General features: G+C 44.8%; 21 protein-coding genes and 1 riboswitch. All 21 genes read left to right on the top strand.

The features are described 5' to 3' along the window. Positions 1-239 precede the first annotated feature (239 nt). On the top strand, positions 240-1,505 hold the full coding sequence (locus tag BN3261_RS04580; protein ID WP_199874100.1) for a serine/threonine protein kinase: 1,266 nt from the start codon (positions 240-242) through the stop codon (positions 1,503-1,505). Then, positions 1,483-2,466 (top strand): hypothetical protein, encoded by a 984-nt coding sequence (locus BN3261_RS04585; RefSeq protein ID WP_059085565.1) that lies wholly within the window; start codon positions 1,483-1,485, stop codon positions 2,464-2,466. The genes BN3261_RS04580 and BN3261_RS04585 overlap by 23 nt, the downstream gene beginning before the upstream one ends. A 46-nt stretch (positions 2,467-2,512) precedes the next feature. Then, entirely contained in the window at positions 2,513-3,160 is a 648-nt protein-coding gene (locus BN3261_RS04590) for an HAD family hydrolase (RefSeq protein ID WP_059085566.1), read from the top strand. Positions 3,161-3,192: 32 nt separating this feature from the next. After that, positions 3,193-3,987, top strand: a complete 795-nt coding sequence (locus BN3261_RS04595; protein WP_235812341.1) for a CPBP family intramembrane glutamic endopeptidase — start codon at positions 3,193-3,195, stop codon at positions 3,985-3,987. Between the two features lie 279 nt (positions 3,988-4,266). After that, positions 4,267-4,641, top strand: a complete 375-nt coding sequence (locus BN3261_RS04600) for a GntR family transcriptional regulator (protein ID WP_015524662.1) — start codon at positions 4,267-4,269, stop codon at positions 4,639-4,641. Beyond that, entirely contained in the window at positions 4,634-5,536 is a 903-nt protein-coding gene (locus BN3261_RS04605; protein WP_059085567.1) for an ABC transporter ATP-binding protein, read from the top strand. Before BN3261_RS04600 ends, BN3261_RS04605 begins: the two co-directional genes overlap by 8 nt. Beyond that, on the top strand, positions 5,511-7,694 hold the full coding sequence (locus tag BN3261_RS04610; RefSeq protein ID WP_059085568.1) for a DUF6449 domain-containing protein: 2,184 nt from the start codon (positions 5,511-5,513) through the stop codon (positions 7,692-7,694). The genes BN3261_RS04605 and BN3261_RS04610 overlap by 26 nt, the downstream gene beginning before the upstream one ends. Next, on the top strand, positions 7,694-8,461 hold the full coding sequence (locus BN3261_RS04615) for a pseudouridine synthase (RefSeq protein WP_059085569.1): 768 nt from the start codon (positions 7,694-7,696) through the stop codon (positions 8,459-8,461). Before BN3261_RS04610 ends, BN3261_RS04615 begins: the two co-directional genes overlap by 1 nt. A gap of 179 nt (positions 8,462-8,640) precedes the next feature. Continuing rightward, positions 8,641-9,384 carry a 30S ribosomal protein S2 gene (gene rpsB / locus BN3261_RS04620; protein WP_044960678.1) on the top strand — a complete coding sequence of 248 codons (744 nt, stop codon included), beginning with the start codon at positions 8,641-8,643 and terminating at the stop codon, positions 9,382-9,384. Between the two features lie 36 nt (positions 9,385-9,420). Beyond that, positions 9,421-10,359, top strand: coding sequence for a translation elongation factor Ts (tsf, locus tag BN3261_RS04625; protein WP_015524668.1), 939 nt, complete (start codon positions 9,421-9,423; stop codon positions 10,357-10,359). 183 nt (positions 10,360-10,542) lie between these two features. Next, complete coding sequence (locus BN3261_RS04630; protein WP_059085570.1) at positions 10,543-11,310, top strand: zinc ribbon domain-containing protein; 768 nt, start codon at positions 10,543-10,545, stop codon at positions 11,308-11,310. Between the two features lie 119 nt (positions 11,311-11,429). Further along, positions 11,430-11,544: riboswitch (FMN riboswitch) on the top strand. Positions 11,545-11,819: 275 nt separating this feature from the next. Further along, positions 11,820-12,947, top strand: a complete 1,128-nt coding sequence (ribD, locus tag BN3261_RS04635; RefSeq protein ID WP_059085571.1) for a bifunctional diaminohydroxyphosphoribosylaminopyrimidine deaminase/5-amino-6-(5-phosphoribosylamino)uracil reductase RibD — start codon at positions 11,820-11,822, stop codon at positions 12,945-12,947. Then, a complete protein-coding gene (gene ribE, locus BN3261_RS04640) occupies positions 12,929-13,582 on the top strand; it encodes a riboflavin synthase (protein WP_004844978.1) in 654 nt (217 codons plus the stop codon). Before ribD ends, ribE (BN3261_RS04640) begins: the two co-directional genes overlap by 19 nt. An 18-nt stretch (positions 13,583-13,600) precedes the next feature. After that, positions 13,601-14,818 carry a bifunctional 3,4-dihydroxy-2-butanone-4-phosphate synthase/GTP cyclohydrolase II gene (locus BN3261_RS04645; protein WP_015524672.1) on the top strand — a complete coding sequence of 406 codons (1,218 nt, stop codon included), beginning with the start codon at positions 13,601-13,603 and terminating at the stop codon, positions 14,816-14,818. A gap of 29 nt (positions 14,819-14,847) precedes the next feature. Continuing rightward, on the top strand, positions 14,848-15,321 hold the full coding sequence (ribE, locus tag BN3261_RS04650) for a 6,7-dimethyl-8-ribityllumazine synthase (protein ID WP_006427673.1): 474 nt from the start codon (positions 14,848-14,850) through the stop codon (positions 15,319-15,321). A 15-nt stretch (positions 15,322-15,336) separates the two neighbouring features. Then, positions 15,337-15,987 carry an HAD family hydrolase gene (locus BN3261_RS04655; RefSeq protein WP_059085572.1) on the top strand — a complete coding sequence of 217 codons (651 nt, stop codon included), beginning with the start codon at positions 15,337-15,339 and terminating at the stop codon, positions 15,985-15,987. Positions 15,988-16,091: 104 nt separating this feature from the next. Next, positions 16,092-17,171, top strand: coding sequence for a tetratricopeptide repeat-containing glycosyltransferase family 2 protein (locus BN3261_RS04660; RefSeq protein ID WP_059085573.1), 1,080 nt, complete (start codon positions 16,092-16,094; stop codon positions 17,169-17,171). 122 nt (positions 17,172-17,293) lie between these two features. Next, positions 17,294-17,881: a collagen-like domain-containing protein gene (locus BN3261_RS18365; protein WP_059085574.1), complete on the top strand. Its 588-nt coding sequence runs from the start codon at positions 17,294-17,296 to the stop codon at positions 17,879-17,881. A gap of 126 nt (positions 17,882-18,007) precedes the next feature. After that, positions 18,008-19,390 carry an MATE family efflux transporter gene (locus tag BN3261_RS04670; RefSeq protein WP_110925860.1) on the top strand — a complete coding sequence of 461 codons (1,383 nt, stop codon included), beginning with the start codon at positions 18,008-18,010 and terminating at the stop codon, positions 19,388-19,390. A 139-nt stretch (positions 19,391-19,529) separates the two neighbouring features. Beyond that, a complete protein-coding gene (gene fliB, locus BN3261_RS04675; protein ID WP_059086870.1) occupies positions 19,530-20,666 on the top strand; it encodes a flagellin lysine-N-methylase in 1,137 nt (378 codons plus the stop codon). Positions 20,667-20,805: 139 nt separating this feature from the next. Then, entirely contained in the window at positions 20,806-21,288 is a 483-nt protein-coding gene (leuD, locus tag BN3261_RS04680; protein ID WP_022426042.1) for a LeuD/DmdB family oxidoreductase small subunit, read from the top strand.

Raw genomic sequence — 21,288 nt, forward strand, 5'->3', positions numbered from 1 at the left:
TGCAGATACAAACACTATGAATAATGACAGACCGCCGGATAAAGAGACATTTTTGTCTGCTATATCCGGCGGACTTTTTTATATAGAAAGTTCTTTGCAAAAAGAACAGGACGTGCTATAATAGGACTTATCCTAAACGAGGGCAGATCACGAATATCTGCCTGACTATAAGTTATCTGTTTTTTCAAACCGGAATTCACCGGATTATCCCAAATCAATAAGAAATGTAAGCATAAATATTGTCTGACAGAAATGAGAGGAAGGTGATCTGTCTGATCGGAAATGTTCTGAAAGAACGTTATTGCATTGTAGAACAAATTGGACATGGCGGAGGTGGAAGCCTTTATCTGGCAAAAGATATGGAGCTTGGTATCTGCCGTGCAGTGAAAGAGATACCGATCGCAAAGAAAAAAGAAGCCAGACTCATGCAGCATCTGGAATATCCTGCAATACCGAAGATTATCGATTATGTGGAAACAGGGGAGTACTGTTATCTGATCATGGAATATATCAAGGGTCAGTCGCTGGGAGAACTTCTCCGTTCAGGAAAACGGTTTTCTTTACGGGAAATCCTTGCTCTGGGAAAGGAGATTGCCAGAGTATTGGAATATCTTCACAGTCGGAAGCCACCGGTCTGTTACGGGGACCTGAAACCGGATAATCTTATGTTTTCTGAAACCGGGCATCTGTATCTGATAGATCTTGGAAGTGCCATGTTCGATCATGGAAAAAGAAAACAGATCTGTGAAGGAACGAAAGGCTATGCGGCGCCGGAGCAGTATCAGGGCTACTTAAGACCGGGAAGTGATATTTATGCTCTGGGGAAGACCCTGGAAAAGCTTTGCGGAAAAAAGAAATGGCAGTGGATTTTATATCCGGATTTTTTCTTGCTCCTGTTCCGATGTACCAGAAAACAGGAAAAATACAGATATTCGGATATGTCAGTGGTTCAGAAGAAAATCCAAAAGCTGGAAAACAGATATCGGATGATCACTTGGAGAAAACGATTTCTGGAAGCGGCAGCTGCAGGGATTCTGATAGGAACACTGATCTTGATAGCAGGATTGCTGAAAACGGAAGAATTTTCTGTGGCGATCTCAGAAGTAACAGATTTGTATTACGAAGCCAGACAGTATCCGGAAGACTCAAAAGATCGGGAAAAGTGCTGTATGGCAGCGGAAAAGAGACTCCAGAGGTTAAGTAGAAATTATGGGGAAAAAGAACAGCAGCGTCGTATTGAGCTATTGCTGGCATGGAATGCGGAGCTTTTGTGTGAACCGGAAAAAGCGGCTTTATATTATGAAAATCTTCTTCTGTATGATGCAGAATATCCTGTGGCTTACGGAGAATATGGAATGTTTCTTATTCGGACCGGTCAGAAAGAGGCCAGCAGAAAGCTGTGGGAAGATTATAAAGAGAAAGAAAAAGCGGAATTACTGGATGACAGTGAAAGCAGAAATCTGCAGCTTTGGGAGGAGATCAATGAGAAAAAGAAGAGAAAGTGATCAGAAAAAACCAAAAGAAATGAAAATTACTAGTAGGAAAACCTGTTTTATTGTTTTGTTTCTGCTGGTTTTATGCAGCTGGATGATCCCTTCCATTGCTGTCTATGGATTTGATGTGTCAGGCATGGATAGTTTTGATACCGGCGGATTTGATATGAATGTGGGAGAAGGAACCGGACAGCTGCCGGAAGACTGGGAAGAAAGCTATGCAGGAGAAGAAAGTGATGATAGTAATTGGAACAGAGAAGAAGGAAATACTGAGGAGTATTCCGCTGCCTGGGCAGAATCAGAGAATGATCAGGAGGAGTCTGCACAATGGAATTTAGATTTTCAGACAGATGAGGTACGTTCTCAGGAAGAAAGCTTTATGGAAAATGGAGAAGATCCGGGGGTCGGGGGAGAAGGCTATGAAGTTCAGGAACCGGATATCAGACAAGATGAAAATCCGGGGATAACTATTCCGGAAGAAGCAGAGATAGCTGATACGCTTGCGGAAAAACTGACGGAAACGCCGATACCAACAAAACTGCCAATACTGACTGAACAACCAATCCCCATACAGACAGTGACAGCAAGTCCATCTGTAACGTTGACTCAAAAACCAGTTCGAAAGTCAGTGACAGATGCATCAAGGAGTGAGAAGAAGCAAAATCCGGCATTATCTTACTATCGGACAGAACCAACAGGAACGTCGGATAGGAAAAAAGAAAAAGAGCAAAAACCGGTGATCCGAATGAAAACAGACGGTAACAGGATCCGGATAGAGATCAGTCCGGATATTCCGTTCCAGATCCTTTCATTTCGGATCAATGGAAAAGAATGTGATTTTTACTGGCAAGGAAAAAAGCTTCTGGCGGAATTACCGAAAAAAAGCAGAAATCCCTGGAAAGCAGAACTCATGGGTTTTGTGAAATCCGGGAAGCTGTACTATGAAACCATGGACTTACCAGAAAAACAGTGATACAATAGGCATACTTACTGATTATTTTATACAACAGGAGGAATTTATGTATAAGGCAATCTTTTTTGATCTGGACGGAACACTGACAGAATCCGGAGAGGGGATTACGAAATCTGTACAGTATGCACTGGAGAAACTTGGAGTTTCGGCACCGGAGCTGGAGCCATTGAAGGTTTTTGTGGGTCCGCCGCTTCTGGAACAGTTTATGAAATATGCGGGATTTGATAAAGAGACAGCACAGAAGGGAATTGAATATTACAGAGAGCGGTATTCAGAAAAAGGAATGTATGAGAATACCGTTTATCCGGGCGTGGAAAACACTCTGGCAGAACTGAAACGTCGTGGCTACAGACTGGCTGTGGCGTCTGCGAAACCGACCTTTTACGTAACACAGATCATGGACCATTTTAATCTGAGTCGGTATTTTGAGGTGATCGCCGGGACGGACCTCAATGGACCGAAAGTAACCAAATCTCAGGTGATCGAGGAAGCTCTGGAAAGAATGAGCCTTTCTGACCACCGTGACCAGGTAATCATGGTGGGCGACAGAGAACATGACATTCTCGGAGCCAGACGATGCGGGATCCAGTGTGTGGCTGTATCTTACGGATATGGAAGCAGAGAAGAACTGGAAAAGGCACAGCCTCTTCAGATCGTAGCTTCCGCAGATGAACTTCTGAATTTTTTCGTCTGACCCCTCTGCACAGACAGAATATTTTTCAAATAGTGTGGAGGGAGCTTTATCCGGCAGGAATCCATTATCTTATCGGACAGATCCTCGGAAGCGCCGTGCTTCTCTGGCTGGCAGGGCATGTCGGCAACGCACAGGAAAGGTACTATAGTTATACGCTGGTGATCACCGGACTTACCGGAGTGCTGGTTATGTTTCCAGCAGTATATTTTTACCGGAAGGATCGTATAGGAAGGCTGATCGGCGGTTTGACTTCCGTTGAGGAACAAAGGCTATCTATTCCTGAAATGCTGCTTCTTCTTGCTGCTGGAGCCGGATTTGCCCAGTATGCCAATGTGCTGGTGGCGATCCTGCAGAACTGGATCTCATCTAGCTATGGAGAGACGATGACGAAGATTACCTCAGGAAAGAGTTTGTTTATGATGATCTTCTGGATGGGGATCATAGCGCCTGTTGCAGAAGAAATGATCTTTCGCTGGCTGATCTATCTGCGACTTCGGGATCACTTTTCTGTACTGTTTTCCGCTGTGATCTCTGCGGCGTTTTTCGGAATTTATCACGGAAATGTCCTGCAGGCTGTGTATGCGTTTGTTCTGGGAGGGATTTCTGCGTGGTTTCTGGAGATGGGCGGTAATAAGTGGACCAGTGTGCTGATGCACATCGGAGCCAATACCTGGATACTTATTTTCAGTGAATATGCCCAGACTCTGGTGGAAAAAGCCGGAGCAGGAAGCCTTCTGATGATCTATGGTGTTTTTGCGGCAACGATGATTGGAGGATATCAGTATTTTGCACGCCGGGGAGAAAAACGTGGCTACCGGGCTGTTTGATCCAATGTGGATCACGAATATCTGCCTGCTACTGGATCAGGCAGAGTGATAGATGAATATTTGCTTTACAGAGAATCTGTAGTGGAATCATAGTATAAGGATGCCATTACAGATTTTTTTATAAAAATATGCCGGAATCTTTTGCTGCCGGTAAATTTATATAGATTTTATATTTATTTAAGAGACCATTTCTTGCGTACCTTTGTATCATGTGCTATCATAAGTGTATTAAAAGAATTAATACACTTAATACACAGATTACAGAGAAAGGAGCGTCGTATGTTATTCTTGGACTATCAGGACAGACGTCCCATTTACGAGCAGATCGTAGAGAAATTCCGGATGCTGATCCTGTCAGGAGCTGTGGAGCCATCTTCCAAGATGCCGTCTGTGCGGCAGCTGGCCGTGGAATTATCCATCAATCCCAATACCATCCAGCGGGCATATATGGAACTGGAGCAGCAGGGGCTGATCTGTCCGGTGAAGGGAAAAGGCAGTTTTGTCACAGACAGCAGCAGGATCAGGCAGATCGGTATGGAAGAAACCTTAAGTGAGCTGAAAAAGATCACAGAAAAGGGAATGGCTCTGGGAGTAGGGGAGGAAGAAATGATCGGTGTGATCCGCTTATGCTATAAGGAGGGAAACAATGATTGAGATAAAAAACTGCAGCAAAGCTTTTGGTAAGATACAGGCAGTAAATAAGGTCACCATGGATATCGGGGAACGGGAGGTTTTTGGACTGATCGGCTCCAACGGTGCGGGAAAAAGTACTCTGCTCCGTATCATGGCCGGGATCATCCGTCAGGACAGAGGAGAGGTGCTGATGGATGAAGAACCGGTTTTTGAAAATGAAAGGATCAAAGAGCATTTTTTCTACATACCGGACGATGCATATATTCCGGCAAATTACAATGCTCTGGACATGGCAGAATTTTACCGTTGTATTTATCCGGGATTTCAGCAGGCGCGTTTTGAGACAATGATGAAGCAGTTTCATCTGGATGGAAAACGAAAAATCAGCACTTTCTCCAAGGGAATGAAGAAACAGCTTCTGGTGATCCTGGGAATCAGTACAGGAACGAAATATCTGTTTTGTGATGAAACCTTTGATGGCCTGGACCCGGTAATGCGCCAGGCAGTAAAAAGTATTTTTGCATCGGAGATCATGAGTCGTGAATTTACGCCGGTGATCGCTTCCCATAATCTCCGTGAGCTGGAAGATATCTGCGATCACATCGGGCTTCTTCATCAGGGAGGAATTCTCCTTTCCAGAGATCTGGAGGATATGAAATTCCACATCCATAAGATCCAGTGTGTACTTACTGACAAAAAGAAAGAAGAAGAATTAAAGAAAGAGCTGGAGGTTTTGAAAACAGAGCATCAGGGCTCCCTGCTGCTTATTACTGCGAGGGGAACAAGAAGAGAAATCATGGAGAAGATACAGGCAAAAAATCCTCTTTTCTGCGAAGTGCTCCCACTGACTCTGGAAGAAATATTTATCAGCGAAACGGAGGTGGCAGGCTATGAAGTCAAAAATTTATTCCAGTGAGTATATGAAATCCTCTTCCAAAGGACAAAGATGGATCCCGGCATTTGCCATGATCGCATTTCTCCTTGCATTTCCGGTAGCGGAACTTATTCTGATGGGAAAATGGAATGAGCGCAGTTATACTCAGAGTCAGCTTTCCTATCTGTATTCCAGCCTGTGGAGCAGTGACTTTCTCACAATGGGAGCAGCTGTGGCTGCGGTAACCGCATTTTTTGCAGCAGTAAGCGGCTTCTGGTATCTGTATTCCCCGAGAAAAGTGGATTTCTATCACAGCCTTCCGGTAAAGCGAAGTGCACTGTTTCTGCACAGAGTATTGTTGGCTGTTCTTTATTATCTGGTGCCATATGTGATCATGGAATTTGCTGCGGTATGCATCGGGGCAGCCAGAGGATATTACAGCCTTTCCATTATGAAAAAGGCACTGATCCTGCTGGTGCTCCATCTCCTGATGTATCTTCTGGTGTATTTTTCCACAGTGCTGGTGATCGCCTGCACCGGTACCATGTTGATGGGAGCACTTGCATGGGCAGGGCTGTTTACCTACAGTATCGTTCTGGCAGTGATGCTGCAGTTAAGCGGACATTTATTTTTTGATACCTGGTACGAGGGCAGTTACGGAATTCTGGCAGCAGTGCGGAATCTGGGATCTCCTCTTATGGTGATCGTAAGCTTTATAGATAGATACAGCAGCGGAAGCTTTGGAAAGCATTTGCTGATACTGATCCTCACGCTGTTTATCATGGCAGCACTTTCCTGGATGGCATTTTGCAGACGAAGGTCAGAGAATACCGGAAAAGCTCTGGTATATACCTGGATGGAGCCGGTCTTAAGTGCCCTGATCACAATACCATTCGGACTGGGGATCGGTCTGATCTTTTATATGATTCCGGAAGATTCATCCAAAACAGCATGGTGGATCTTCGGAATGATACTGGGAACGATCCTGGTCCATGGAATTCTGGAAGTGATCTATGAAATGGATTTTCGCAGATTTTTCCGCAGAAAAGTGCAGCTTATGATCCTTGGAGGTGTTGTGGCAATCTGTGCGCTGACCATGAAAATGGATCTTCTGGGATATGACAGTTATTTTCCGGCTTATGACAATCTTCAGGGAGTTGTGATAAATGTAAGCAATCTTTCATATACAGAGCAGCTTTGCAATGTGGAAAAAAAAGAAAACGGAATCTATAAGATCCGGTATACTGCCACCTCAGACAATAGTTCCGGTCTGCTGGATCAGCCGGTGATGAAAAGTAAAGCATTATATAACAGTCTGAAGGATATCAGGCTTCAGAATGAAAAAGGAAAAAAATCAGGAAGGCGCATGTATGTGCGCTACATAAATAAACAGGGATTCAGTGTATGCAGAGGCTATATTGTATCCTCTGCACAGGCACAGAATCTTATGGAAGCCCTGTATGATGAGCAGACATGGAAAGAAGACAGATATTCATTTTTTCAGCTGGACAAACAGTATCTGAAAGAGGTCACCGGTATTTTCTGTGACGGAGATATTCAAACCTTATTTGAAAAAAATGCAGAGAAGCGTCAGGCACTGGCAGAGGCACTGAGAAAGGACATTCTGGAAAACGGCGGTCAGACAGTAAAAGACCAGCCATGTGCAATGCTGATGTTCGATTATACGGGAATTCCGTCAGAAGGCTACATGGATGAATGGGGAATGAATGTACCGGCTGTGCAGGAAGGAGAGAATGTGTCTACCTCCGTTCTGGTGTATCCGTCATATAAGAGAACACTTGCAATTTTGGAAGAAACAGGATATCCTCTTTCTATGGATGAGCTGTCTGTTGAGTATATTGATGTTTATTACTTCAGCTCCGAAGCTGCCGGCGAAGATGATGAGGTTTTTTCCGACACTGAGCCCATTTCGGATCTTGAAGAAACAGAGAACGGTTATAAAGTCCGTTACGATAAAAAGGAACAGCTGGAAGCTCTGAAAAAATGTATCCGTCCATCACAGCTGGTAAACGGATGGACTATCTGGAATGCAGATGCCACAATGGAAGTGGTTCTGGAAGGACAGGAGAGCACCGGCGGGGATTCCGGACTTTATATGACATTTACCGGAGAGATCCCGGATTTCATCAAAGCAGATGCAAAGGCAGCCCATGTAACAGAATGGGAGGTAAATGATTAATGGAAAAACCAGTCCGGCTGGATAAATTTCTGGCAGATGCCGGCGCAGGTACAAGAAGCGAGGTAAAAAAATACATACAGAAGGGTCAGGTGCAGGTTAACGGGAAATCTGTGAAGAAACCGGAGCTGAAAGTAACAGAAGAAGATCAGGTGGTTATGAACGGGCAGGAGATCCATGCTGCACCGGAATATGTATACTATCTTTTTAACAAGCCGGCAGGCTGTGTCAGCGCAACGGAGGACTTCAGAGATAAAACGGTTCTTGACTACATTGAAGAGAAAGACAGAAGAAAGGGTCTTTTTCCGGTGGGACGCCTGGATAAAGATACAGAAGGCTTTCTTCTGATCACAGATGACGGTCCTCTGGCACACGAGCTTCTTTCTCCGAAAAAGCATGTGGATAAGACCTACTATGCAAAAGTATCCGGGAAAGTGACAGAAGAAGATGTCGTGAAGCTGGCAGAAGGCGTGGATATCGGGGAAAAAGATCTCACACGACCGGCAAGGCTGGAGATCCTTTCTACCTGGGAGTCCGGTACAGAATCTGCAGAAGCCGGTAAGAACTGGGAATCTGAGATCCGACTTACCATCCACGAGGGAAAATTCCATCAGGTAAAACGGATGATGGAGGCACTGGGAAAAAAAGTAACTTATTTGGAAAGACTATCCATGGGGCCGCTGGAGCTTCCTTCAGATCTTCCGACAGGAAAATATCGTTCACTCACCGAAAAAGAGCTGGAGCTTCTGAAGTCTGCCGGAAACCGCTGAAAAACAGAAAAAAATTGGAAAAATCCCCTTTACATAAGGGGATTTTCTATGCTATAATTCAGAAGTTGCAAAAATAAGCACGCACGGCGATTCTATAAGGATGGTGCCCTACGGTGTGAGGATGGGTCCAGAGAGAAGGCGACCTGTGCGGAAGAATTTAACCAAAAAGGAGAAAAGACATGAGCGTTATTTCAATGAAGCAGCTTTTAGAGGCAGGTGTTCATTTCGGACATCAGACAAGAAGATGGAACCCTAAAATGGCTCCGTACATCTACACAGAGAGAAATGGTATCTATATCATCGATCTTCAGCAGTCTGTAGGAATGGTTGACGATGCTTACAATGCAGTAGCAGATATCGTTGCCAACGGTGGACACATCCTTTTCGTAGGAACTAAGAAACAGGCTCAGGATGCTATCCGTACAGAGGCAGAGCGTTGTGGAGAGTTCTTCGTAAATGAGAGATGGCTTGGTGGTATGCTTACAAACTTCAAGACAATCCAGAGCCGTATCGCAAGACTGAAAGAGATCGAGACAATGGAAGCTGACGGAACATTCGACGTACTTCCTAAGAAAGAAGTTATCGAGCTTCGCAAAGAGCTTGTTAAGCTTCAGAAGAACCTTGGCGGAATCAAAGAGATGAAGAGAATCCCGGATGCTATCTTTATCGTAGATCCTAAGAAAGAGAGAATCTGCGTACAGGAGGCTCATACACTTGGAATCCCGCTTATCGGTATCTGCGATACTAACTGTGATCCGGAAGAGCTTGACTATGTGATCCCGGGAAATGACGATGCTATCCGTGCAGTAAAACTCATCGTTTCCAAGATGGCTGACGCTGTTATCGAGGCTAAGCAGGGAACTGCTGAGGCAGATGGCGAGATCGAGGCTGAGTCTGAGGAGTTTGCAGCTACAGAGGAATAATTCGTATAAACAGAATATTTCAGGAGGAAACGAACAATGGCTATTACAGCAGCACAGGTAAAAGAGTTAAGAGAGATGACCGGCGCCGGAATGATGGATTGTAAGAAAGCTCTTACAGCTACAGAAGGCGATATGGATAAAGCAGTTGAGTTCCTGCGTGAGAAGGGTCTTGCTACAGCACAGAAGAAAGCAAGCCGTATCGCAGCAGAGGGTCTTTGCAAAACTCTGGTAACAGAGGATGGAAAGAAAGCAGTCGTTGTTGAGGTTAATGCTGAGACAGACTTCGTTGCAAAGAACGAGAAATTCCAGAGCTATGTTGCAGATGTTGCAGCACAGGCACTTAACACAACAGCAGCTGATATCGATGCTTTCCTTGCTGAGGCATGGGCACTTGATACAACTAAGACTGTAAAAGAGGCTCTTGCAGCTCAGATCGCAGTAATCGGCGAGAACATGAACATCCGTAGATTTGCTCAGGTTGAGGAGCAGAACGGATTCATCGCTTCCTACACTCATATGGGTGGAAAGATCGGCGTTCTTGTAGACGTTGAGACAGATGTTGTTAACGATGCTGTTAAAGAGATGGCTAAGAACGTAGCTATGCAGATCGCAGCTCTGAAACCGCAGTACACAAGCGACAAGGAAGTAAGCGCTGACTATATCGAGCATGAGAAAGAGATCCTTATGGCTCAGATCCAGAACGATCCGAAGGAGTCCCAGAAACCGGCTAAGGTTATCGAGGGAATGATCACAGGACGTATCAAGAAAGAGCTCAAAGAGATCTGCCTTCTTGACCAGACATACGTAAAAGCAGAGGACGGAAAACAGTCCGTTGCTAAATACGTAGAGCAGGTAGCAAAAGAGAACGGCGCTAAGATCCAGATCAAAGGCTTCGTTCGCTACGAGACAGGCGATGGTCTTGAGAAGAAAGAAGAGAACTTCGCTGAGGAAGTTGCAAAGCAGATGGGTAAATAATCTGATATCTGCAGATCTTTAATAAGATCCATAAAACCCTTGAAAATCCAGTATTTTCAAGGGTTTTTCTTATATTATCCACTTCATATACTACATTATAAAATATGGATAGACTATAGTAACAGGAAGTTGCTTTTCAGAACATGGATCTATCTTTATAATAGGATAATGGAGGTGACGGCTATGGAAACAAAAAATGTAATCTTAAAACTTAGAACGGAAAGAGGAATGTCACAGGACGAGCTGGCAGATAAAATCATGGTAACGAGACAGGCTGTATCACGCTGGGAAAATGGAGATACCGTTCCGAATACTGATACACTTAAGCTCTTATCGAAAGAATTTGATGTCTCGATCAATACGCTTTTGGGAGAACCGAGAAAGCTGATCTGCCAGTGCTGCGGGATGCCAATTGATGATGATTCCATATTGGGACGTGATAAGGATGGCACATTAAATGAGGAGTATTGTAAGTGGTGCTATGCAGATGGAACATACACATATAATGATATGGATGAATTGATTGATGTTTGTGTAAAGAATATGGTAAATGAAAGCTTTACCGAAGAACAGGCACGCACTTATCTGAAAGAAATGCTTCCAAAGTTAGATTACTGGAAAAGGTATGAGGAACTTAGTGACAATGGGCAGTTTGAAGAGTTTAAAAAGCAATTGATAAATGAAATAAATGATTTACATATAGATGGACTTCCAAGGGTAGACAGACTGAATGCACTTGTAGGTAAATATGTAAATCTGGAATATGCACTGCCAAATGGACAAAAAGTGAAATTTCTGGATGACCAGAAAACTTATCTGGGAAATCAAATGGAATCTGAATTCGGAGGGGACAGATACTTCGGTATTCTGGCAAATATGGATTTTATTATGATATGTACATATGAGAAAGACGGTGAAAATCCTGAATTGGTTATATACAAAAAAAGATGAGTATAGTATGCGGATTAGTGATTAGTTTCGTTACCGTTCACTGATAATATTCCGCATGGAATGAGTAAAATAAAAATTCCGCTTTACAAATAACAGATAAAGTATTAAAATAAACAAAAAAATATCTTCAGGGCAGGGTGTGATTCCCTACCGGCGGTAGAGCCCGCGAGCCGAAAGGTATGATCCGGTGAGATTCCGGGGCCGACAGTATAGTCTGGATGGAAGAAGATGATAGTACAGTTGATTTTTGTATGAATGAATGTAGTATCAGAGCTCTGAGATGGTGATCCATTTCAGAGCTTTTTATGTAGGAAATAATCAGACATTCATTTATTGATCATATGTAACAGATCAATTCCACCCTGCAGATATTTCTGCAGGCTTTTTTTGTATTTGGCACATCGTTTTTGAAATAAATATACCACTCACTTGTCTGTGAATCCGATTGCACAGGTCTAAAAGCCTTAGCGTACCAGACAAAGAACAGGAATAAGAAAGAAGGAATAGAAATGACGGATCAGGAATATATGCTTCGGGCGATTCAGCTGGCCAAAAAAGGAGAAGGCTGGACGAATCCCAATCCGATGGTAGGGGCAGTGATCGTAAAAGACGGAAGGATCATCGGGGAAGGCTATCATAAAAAGTATGGAGAACTTCACGCAGAACGTAATGCTATTGCTTCTCTTACAGAACCAGCAGAAGGTGCGGTGATTTATGTTACACTGGAGCCTTGCTGTCATCATGGAAAAACACCTCCATGTACGGAAACGATCATTGAACAGAAGATCAGAAAAGTGGTGATCGGTTCCCGAGATCCGAATCCGAAAGTGGCAGGAAAAGGTGTACAGATGTTAAGGGAAGCCGGTGTAACAGTAGTTGAAGATTTTATGAGAGAAGAATGTGATCAGCTGAATCCGGTGTTTTTCCATTATATTACTACGAAAACCCCATACGTGGTGATGAAGTATGCCATGACACTGGATGGGAAGATCGCAACGAAGACAGGAGCATCAAAATGGATCACCGGAGAAGCGGCAAGAAAAGAAGTACAGCATATGCGGCATCAGTACATGGGGATCATGGCAGGTATTGGAACTGTGCTTGCAGATGATCCGATGTTAAACGTCCGGGTAGAAGGCTGGAAAAGTCCTGTCAGGATTGTGTGCGACAGTAAGCTCAGGATCCCGCCGGACAGTCAGATCGTAAAAAGTGCGGAAAAGTACCGGACGATCGTGGCTTATGCAGATCAGAAAAATACAGAAGAAAAAATAAAAATATTACATACCATGGGAGTTGAGACCATTTACTGTCCGGATGAAAAGGATCAGATAGACCTTAAGAAGCTGATGACAGATCTTGGAAACAGGGGTATTGACAGCATCCTCCTGGAGGGAGGCGGTACGTTAAATGACAGTGCCCTGCGAGCCGGAATTGTAAAGGAAGTACAGGCTTTTGTGGCACCAAAGCTGTTTGGTGGTGTGGCCGGGAAGACACCGGTAGAAGGTATCGGAGTTGAATTCCCGTCTGAAGCAGTAGAACTGAAATATACAGATATCTGCCAGATCGGTGAGGACATCCGGATAAGATGTCAGGTGTGTGAGAAAAAACAGGAGGAATCATGTTTACAGGAATCGTAGAAGAGAAAGGAAAAGTCCGTTATATACAGCTGACAGGAGAATCAGGGATCCTGGCAGTGAAAGCCCGGAAAGTCCTGGAAGGGACAAGGATCGGTGACAGTATTGCTGTGAATGGTGTGTGTCTGACAGTTACGTCGATCCAGCCGGACGGATTTACTGCCGATGTGATGGCAGAGACGATCAGAAGAAGCAGTCTTGGCAGTTGTAAAGCTGGAAGCCAGGTAAACCTGGAACGTGCAATGGCTGCAGATGGCAGGTTCGGGGGACACATAGTAAGCGGTCATATTGATGGAACTGGAGTGATACGTTCCATGCTCCGGGAAGAAAATGCCATCTGGGTATCAATTGAGACATCGCCACAGATCTTGCATCTGATCGTGGAAAAAGGATCCGTTTGTATTGATGGAATCAGCCTGACAGTTGCAAGGGTTGATGAAGCTGGTTTTCAGGTGTCGGTCATTCCACATACAGGAGAAGAAACCACCCTTTTGGAAAAGGTGCCGGGGGATCTGGTTAATCTGGAAAATGATGTGATCGGAAAATATGTAGAAAAACTGCTTGGCATCAGAAAAAATGAAGAAGAGAAAAAAGAATCCGGAATTACGATGGAGTTTCTTGAAGAATTCGGCTTTTAGAACAGGAGGATATACAGTATGTCACAAAATTATCAGTACAACACAATTGAAGAGGCACTTAGGGATCTTAAGGAAGGAAAAATAATTCTGGTCACAGATGATCCGGACAGAGAAAATGAGGGAGATCTGATATGTGCGGCAGAGTTTGCGACCCGGGAAAATATTAATTTCATGGCGACTTATGCAAAGGGTCTTATCTGTACACCGATGAGTGCAGAAATTGCGGCGAGATTGAATTTTCCGCCGATGGTTGCTGAGAACACGGACAATCACAGTACAGCATTTACCGTGGCAGTGGATCACGCAGATACAACCACCGGTATCTCTGCGGCAGAACGCTCCTATACCATTATGAAGTGTGTGGATGATCAGTCAAAACCGGAGGATTTCAGAAGACCGGGACATGTATTTCCGCTTATTTCCAGAAAAGGCGGGGTTCTGGTACGAAATGGCCATACGGAGGCAACAACAGATCTTATGAGACTTGCCGGACTGAAAGAATGCGGCGTGTGCTGTGAAGTTATGAAAGAAGATGGCACTATGATGCGTACATCACAGCTATGGGAAATGGCAAAAGAGCATAACCTTACATTTATTACGATCCGTGATCTGCAGGATTATATAAGAATACATGAAAAGCATGTAAAGGAGGAAGCAGCTGCAAACCTCCCAACGCAGTACGGTGATTTTAAAATGTATGGCTATATCAATGACATTACAGGAGAGCATCATCTGGCACTGGTAAAAGGTGATCTAGGAGATGGAGAGGATGTGCTTTGCCGTGTACATTCGGAGTGCCTGACAGGAGATGCATTCGGATCGCTCAGATGTGACTGCGGCCTGCAGCTGCAGACAGCGATGCGCCAGGTAGAGGCGGAAGGCAGAGGGATCATTCTGTATATGAGACAGGAAGGCAGAGGGATCGGACTGATCAATAAGATCAAAGCCTATGCGCTTCAGGAACAGGGATACGATACCGTGGAGGCTAATGTGAAGTTAGGGTTTGCACCGGATCTTAGAGAGTACTGGGTTGGGGCACAGATACTGTCAGACCTTGGTGTGAAATCATTAAGATTACTGACCAATAACCCGGATAAAGTCTATGGGCTTGGTGAATTCGGGCTGAAGATCAATGAGAGAGTACCTTTGGAGATTCCGGTACAAAAATATGACCGGAAGTATATGAAAACGAAGCAGGAAAAGATGGGTCATATTTTTAAGGAAATAAATTTATAAAAAACAGCAAATAGCAGGAGGAAGAAAAAATGAGACAGATCAATTTAGTAGAAGGAAAAGTAGTAGCACCGGAGGGAATGAAAGTTGGTATCGTTGCAGCGAGATTCAATGAGATCATTGTGAATAAATTATTGGGAGGGGCAGTCGACGGACTGGTAAGACATGGAGTAGAAGAAGAGAATATTACTGCAGCATGGGTGCCGGGAGCATTTGAGATTCCGCTTACAGCACAGAAAATGGCACAGTCCGGAAAATATGATGCAGTTATCTGCGTGGGAGCTGTCATTCGTGGAGATACTTCACATTATGATCTGGTGTGCAATGAATCTGCCAAGGGGATCGCACAGGTTGAACTTGCAACAGGGATCCCGGTCTTATTCGGAGTGATCACGACTGAGAATATCGAGCAGGCTATTGCGCGTGCAGGAAGCAAAGCAGGTAATAAAGGCTATGACTGTGCGTTATCTGCGATCGAGATGGTTAATCTGATGAAGCAACTCTAAAAGACAGGAAAATAAATGATGACAAAAACGATCATATTCGATTATGATGGAACGATCCATCATACCCTTGGAATCTATGAACCGGCATTTCGCGAAACCTATCAGTGGCTGACAGAACAGAAGGCTGCAGAAGAACGGGAGATAGGCTCGGCGGAAATTGCCGGCTGGCTGGGATTTAACAGTAAGGAGATGTGGAATACATTTTTGCCGGAGCTGGATCAGAGCTATAAAGAGCAGGCGAGCAGGATGGTAGGAGAACTGATGGTCAGACAGATCAGGAAGCATAAGGCAGTGTGGTATCCGGGAGCAGAGGAGATGCTTACAGCCTTGAAGAACCGGGGATATCATCTTGTGATCTTAAGTAACTGTAAAGCTTCCTATCGTGAGGCGCATTGGAAGGAATTTGGGATGGAACGATGGTTCGATCATTTTTATGACTGCGAATCGTATGGATTCCGTCCAAAGACAGAAATTGTGCAGGAAATCATCCGGGAATATACAGGCCCTTATCTGGTGGTCGGAGATAGGAGGCAGGATCTGGAATGTGCCAGAGCCTGCAAAAGCCCATTTATAGGATGCCTGTATGGATATGGTGAGAGCGGGGAGCTGAACGGAGCAGATCGTCTTGCGGAACATATAGAGGATATACCACAGTTGGTGATATGAGGATGAGTTCAGCTTTATCCGAAAGTAGAAGCTGTACACTGACAGAAGGCATAGGACTGACGGGAACGGCATAAATATTATAAAAATCCGAAGGATCCTAAAATATGATTTCCCTCAGTCTATGTATGATCGTAAAAAATGAAGAAGCAGTTCTTGAGAGGATCTTGAAGCCGGTTTCTCAGGTGATGGATGCGATCCTGATCGCAGATACCGGTTCTTCAGACAGAACAAAAGAGATCGCGGAGCAGTATACGTCGCAGGTGTTTGATTTTCCCTGGTGTGATGATTTTTCTGCTCCGCGTAATTTTCTTCTGGAAAAAGTCCGCACCGATTACTGGATGTGGCTGGATGCGGATGATGTCCTAGATGAAGAAAATCTGGAAAAACTGAAGAGTCTTAAAGAAACTCTGGATCCCGGAACAGATGTTGTAATGATGGAATATGCGGCAGGGTTTGACCAGAGCGGGAGAACAACATTTTCTTATTTTCGGGAGCGGATAATGAAAACATCCAGAAATTTCAGATGGAATGGGGCAGTTCATGAAACTGTGATTCCGGAGGGAAATATCATTTATTCGGATGTGGTGATCCGGCACCGGAAATGTGGAAAAGGTGATCCGGACCGTAATCTTCGCATTTATGAAAAAATGCTGGCAGGAGGAGAAACGCTGGAACCCAGACATCAGCTTTATTATGGGAGAGAACTGTATTATCATCAGCGTTATCCGGAGACAGAGGCTGTGTTGGTGGAGTTCCTGAAAAATCCGTCCGGATGGCTGGAAAATAAGATCGATGCCTGTTTTGTACTTGGACAGTGCTACCGGAAAATGGGAGAAAAAAAGTACGCACTGGAAGCTTTTCTGTACAGTCTGACTATGGATGTGCCGAGGGCGGAAATCTGCTGTGAGGTCGGTAAGATCTTTCTGGAAAGAGAGCTGCCCAGACAGGCTGCCTACTGGTACGGGCAGGCGCTCACTGTGCCTTCAGATAAGAAAAAGGGTGGATTTTTTATGGCTGAGTATCATGGGTTTGTGCCATATATGCAGCTTTGCGTTTGTTATGATAAAATGGGATGCCCGGAGCAGGCATTTTTTTTTCATAAGAAAGCGATGGAACTGAAGCCGGAAGATCCGGGAGTATTGTATGATCAGAAATATTTCTGGGAAAAATATGGTCTGGCATAAAAGAAAAGATATCTTTATTATATTTTTCTGGCAGGGTACAAGCTTGCGGGGATCCTATGCACAGGTAAAAGCTGTTGTCATATACTGTAGGGAAAGTTATTTTCCTATGAGGTGATCGAAGAATGCTGTTCAGGAATCGAAAACGTAAGGAAATGGAAATGCAGCAGGACAGTCATGAGGATTTGTCCTGTATGTCCTGTTATGGAAATCATAGTTCCTGTGGATGTGACAGATGTGGAACAAGAGGCTGCCCAGGCCCTGTGGGACCTACAGGACCAACCGGTCCCAGAGGCTGTCCGGGAGTTCCGGGTCCTATGGGTCCTCAGGGACCGCAGGGGGAACCGGGAATACAGGGATATACGGGAGCCACGGGTCCGACGGGAGCAACAGGAGCCACCGGTCCGGCAGGAGTAACAGGTCCGACGGGAGCAACGGGAGCCACGGGTCCAGCGGGAGCAATGGGAGCGACAGGAGCAACAGGAGCAACAGGAGCCACGGGTCCAGCGGGAACGACGGGGGTAACAGGTCCGGCTGGTGCGATCGGAGCCACCGGTCCAGCAGGTCCAACAGGAGCAACAGGAGCCACTGGCCCTGCCGGAACAGTAACCCCGGCAGCTGCTGTTGGAAATGCAACAACGGTAGATGATATTGTAGAGGATTTTAATGCACTTCTTGCAAACCTTCGTGATGCAGGACTCCTGGAAAGATAGTGAAATGATAAACACACGTTACTGTGCGGCTGCGTATTTTATGCAGCCGCTGTATATTCTCCATAAAAATATTTCATTGTAGCTTTCTGACGAAAGGTGCTATAATATTTTTGTCTAAGTATGATTATGGGGGATGAAATCGTGAAAAAAAACAAGTATGAGATCGATATGTGCAATGGGTCGATCATGGACAAGCTGATTTCGTTTTCACTGCCGCTGATGCTGTCCGGTATCCTGCAGCTGATGTTCAATGCAGTGGATATCGTGGTAGTGGGACGTTTCAGCGGAAGTGAGGCGCTGGCGGCAGTAGGCTCCACTACCGCACTGATCAATGTGTTTACCAACCTTTTTATCGGGATTTCTCTTGGTGCCAATGTGCTGGCAGCCAGATTTTATGCTGCCGGTAAGGATGAAGAAATGTCAGAAACAGTACATACATCGATCCTGCTGGCTCTGATCAGCGGGATCATCATGGCAGTTCTGGGAGTAATCTTTGCCAGAATCTGCCTGGAGCTGATGGATACGCCGGAGGATGTGATCGATCTTTCTACTCTTTATATGCGTATCTATTTTCTGGGAATGCCGTTTTTTATGCTGTATAACTATGGCGCAGCAATTCTGCGTGCAGTGGGAGATACCAAGCGGCCGTTGGTCTTTTTGATCATTTCCGGTTGTGCCAATGCGCTTCTGAACCTGTTTTTTGTGATCATTTGTCATTTAAGTGTGGCAGGTGTCGGAATCGGAACCGTGATTTCTCAGCTGATCTCCTGTATCCTTGTTCTCCGATGCCTGTATCAGACAGAGGGAAGCTATCAGCTGCGTTTTTCGAGTCTGTCCATAAATATGGAATATCTGAAACAGATCTTTCAGGTAGGGCTTCCAGCAGGAATCCAGAGTACAGTGATCAATTTTTCCAATGTGCTGCTCCAGTCCTCTGTAAATTCTTTTGGCTCCATTGCAATGGCAGGATATACGGCAGCAAACAATATCTTCGGATTTCTGTATGTGTCTGTAAATTCAGTTACCCAGGCCTGCATGAGCTTTACCAGTCAGAATTATGGTGTGCGAAAACCGAAACGTATGGACCGGGTGCTTGTTGACTGTATGATCCTGTCCTTTGTCGTATCCTTTGCCATGGGCTGTGGTGCATACTTTTTCGGTCCGCAGCTTCTGAAGATCTATACGGAAGACCCTAAGGTTATCCAATGCGGAATGGAGATTCTTGTCTATACCACAGTTACCTATTTCCTTTGCGGACAGATGGATCTGTTTCCGGGAGCACTGCGCGGAATGGGACGCTCCGGTGTCCCCATGATCCTGTCGATCATCGGAACCGTCGGACTCCGGATCGTGTGGATATTCGGAATTTTCCCGGCACACAGATCATTGAAGGTACTGTTTATTTCCTACCCGGCATCCTGGATCCTTACGATCATCATGCAGGTGACCTGTTTCTGGTTTGTAAGGCGGAAAGTTCACAGGCAGCTTCTGGGAGAGACTGCAGAATAAAAACGAATACACAGAATATCAGAAAAAGCGGATAGAATTCCGCTTTTCTGTGTTTACGGGGAAAATAAAACAGGTCAACTCATGTCCATTTTGCAAACAGGAGACATTGGAGCTGGAAAATAAAGAATATGGAGGAAACATGGAATTATTAAAACCTGATTATTACGACGAATTTACCTGTATTGCAGACAAATGCACCATCAGCTGCTGCAGGGAATGGAAGATCAACATAGATGATGAAACCTACAGAAACTGGAAAACCATCCAGCCGCCGTCAGAGGTGCCCGGACACAGAAGCTGCCTGCAGGCCTATACCATGAAAAAGGACGGCAGCCGGATCATGAAGATGACGGAAGAGCACGATTGTCCTTTTCTTGCAAAGAACAGACTGTGCTATCTGGTAAGTGCTTATGGGGATTCGATGCTTTCAGAGACCTGCCAGATTTTTCCAAGGGAGATCCATGAATTTCAGGATCATAAGGAAGCGACCATGATGCCCTGTTGCCCGGCTGTCCTGGACATCTGGAAGGAGAAGAAAAGAATCGCTTTTCCGGAAACTCCAAAAGAAAAGGAACAGCCGCTTTTTCTTGTGCGCCGGAAGGTTATGGATCTTATAATGGATCCTGAAAAAACACCGGAGGAAATCCTTCTTGAAAGTTTTTATGTTCTGAAGGAACTTCACTGGAACATGCCGCTTACCACAGAGCTTGTGGAAGATTATTTTTCAGAGAAAACGATTCGCCAACTGGAACATGCTATTAATGAAATAGAGCTGCCTGTTCTGGATACCATGGACGAATGCAATGAACTTTTGCAGGACCTGGCTGTAAATTACCGGAAAGAGGGACTTTACCGGAAATATCTGGAGCCGGTGATGGAGCTTGCGGAGGAATTGTCCGAAGAATATGAGGAAGAGGAACTGGTGGAAGCCCGGGAGGATTTTTATCGGAAATTTCGTGTATATGAAGACCTTCTCCGGAGCTTTCTTGCCAACGAAGTATATTCAGATCTTCTGACACCGGAGGGAGATTTGGAAGATGCCCTGGTCCATATGCAGTGGATCGGTATGGAATATGCCACCATCCGCCAGGCTGTTTTTCTTCGGTGGCAGAAAGATGGACGGGGATCTCTTCCCTACGAAACACTCCGGGATTATATGGTAGTGATCTCCAGAATGACCGGATATGAGGAAGACGATATCCGGGAATATCTTGAGAACAGTTTTGAAGAGCTTCTGTGGGAGTGGGGATATTTTGCGCTGATCACAGGGAAATGACTTTATAACTTAAAGTTATATTAAGTATTAAAAATATACATTTTAATTATATGACGTTTTGTGTTAGAATATAGGACGAAAAGGGTAACAGAGGAATGTTAACCCGGAAATGGATAACGATCAGAAAGGAACTTGTTTTATGGATAAGGGAACAATTTTTAAATTTCATAATGACCTTGATACCGATCAGATCATTGCATCCCAGTATCTGCTTCTGCCGAATCTGGATGAAATGAAGGGCCACACATTTGAATCACTGGATCCGGATTTTTCCAAAAAGGTTAAACCGGGAGATTTTGTAGTTGGAGGAGAGAACTTCGGATGCGGATCCTCCAGAGAGCAGGCACCGGGTGTTCTTAAGGCACTTGGAGTAAAGGCAGTTATTGCGAAATCTTTTGCCCGTATTTTTTTCCGCAATGCCATTAATATCGGACTTCCGGCAATTGTCTGTAAGGATCTTCCGGATGCTGTGAAGACAGGAGATACCCTGGAGCTTCATATGTCCGAGGGAACTGCTGTTGCCAATGGTAAGACTTATTCCTGCACAAAACTGCCGGAATACATGCAGAATATACTGAATCAGGGCGGCCTTATCGCTTCTCTGAACCGTGAGGAGGAATAA

The organism is Blautia massiliensis (ex Durand et al. 2017), assembly GCF_001487165.1.
In the GTDB taxonomy this organism is placed as follows: domain Bacteria; phylum Bacillota; class Clostridia; order Lachnospirales; family Lachnospiraceae; genus Blautia_A; species Blautia_A fusiformis.